Annotated in this window: 1 protein-coding gene; it reads left to right on the forward strand. The window is 45.6% G+C overall.

The genetic code is table 11. From position 1 onward, the window contains the following. Positions 1-247: 247 nt before the first annotated feature. A complete protein-coding gene (glyA, locus tag IQ246_RS29565) occupies positions 248-1531 on the forward strand; it encodes a serine hydroxymethyltransferase (RefSeq protein WP_194006834.1) in 1284 nt (427 codons plus the stop codon). Positions 1532-1598 lie beyond the last annotated feature (67 nt).

Raw genomic sequence — 1598 nt, forward strand, 5'->3', positions numbered from 1 at the left:
CCCCATGCCCCATGCCCCATGCCCCATTCCCGGTACAGTTTTTCATGATAATTAACACATTAATTGGGCTGGTATCTAATAATAAATAAGTCGGCACTAATCAACGTCAATAGTACAGAGGCAATTTATCGCATCTGTACAGGAGTCAAAAATATTAAACTATAAGACCCTTGACCGTGGATTGTTACTTAGCTGCTGTGCTGTACCAAAATCAACCGTTGTGCAATTTCCCATAAGGATAGTTGAAGTGACTAGGACTAACTCAGACTTTCTTGCCTCCGCCGATCCTGCTATTGCGGAGCTAATCAACCAAGAACTACAACGTCAACGCGATCACCTGGAGTTGATCGCTAGTGAAAACTTTACCTCTGCTGCCGTACTAGCGGCTCAAGGTTCTGTACTAACAAATAAATATGCCGAGGGATTACCTGGTAAACGCTACTATGGCGGTTGTGAATTTATAGACAAAATTGAGCAACTAGCGATCGACCGTGCTAAAAGCTTGTTTGGTGCCGCCCATGCGAACGTACAACCCCATTCCGGGGCACAAGCAAATTTTGCAGTGTTCCTAACTCTACTGGAACCAGGAGACACAATTATGGGCATGGATTTGTCTCACGGAGGACATCTGACCCACGGTTCACCTGTGAATGTTTCGGGTAAATGGTTCCAAGTTCGCCACTATGGTGTTAGCCAACAAACAGAACAACTCGACTATGACCAAATTCGAGAATTGGCACGCAAGGAGCGTCCTAAGCTTTTGATTTGTGGTTATTCAGCTTATCCCCGTGTCATTGACTTTGAAAAGTTTCGCAGCATTGCTGATGAAGTCGGTGCTTACTTACTGGCGGATATTGCCCACATCGCTGGCTTGGTTGCCAGTGGTCTTCACCCCGACCCCATTCCTTATTGTGATGTGGTGACTACAACTACCCACAAAACTCTACGTGGCCCCAGAGGTGGTTTAATCTTGACCCGTGACGCAGAACTAGGTAAAAAGCTAGATAAATCTGTTTTCCCCGGCAGTCAGGGCGGGCCATTGGAACACGTGATTGCTGGTAAGGCAGTAGCTTTTGGAGAAGCTTTAAAACCAGATTTTAAAGCTTATTCGGCTCAAGTTATAGAAAATGCTCGTGCTTTGGCAGATCAACTGCAAAACCGGAGTTTAAAACTGGTATCAAATGGCACTGATAATCATTTAATGCTGGTTGACCTACAGTCTATTGGTTTGACGGGTAAGCAAGCAGATCAGCTGGTGAGTGGTGTGAATATTACTGCTAACAAGAATACAGTTCCTTTTGATCCGCAGTCACCATTTGTGACTAGCGGTCTGAGGTTAGGTTCTCCGGCCATGACTACTAGAGGTTTAGGAGTAGCAGAATTTACAGAGATTGGAAATATTATTGCAGATCGCCTACTTTCCCCAGATTCGGAGATAGTTGCTCAAGATTGCCAACAACGAGTGGCAACATTGTGCGATCGCTTCCCTTTATACCCTCATCAGGAAATTCCTGTACCAGCCCTTGCATAATTGGGCATGGGGCATTGGGCATTGGGCATGGGGCATTGGTTATTCCCCCTTGTCTCCATTGTCCTCT

This window comes from aff. Roholtiella sp. LEGE 12411 (assembly GCF_015206995.1).
In the GTDB taxonomy this organism is placed as follows: Bacteria; Cyanobacteriota; Cyanobacteriia; order Cyanobacteriales; family Nostocaceae; genus Komarekiella.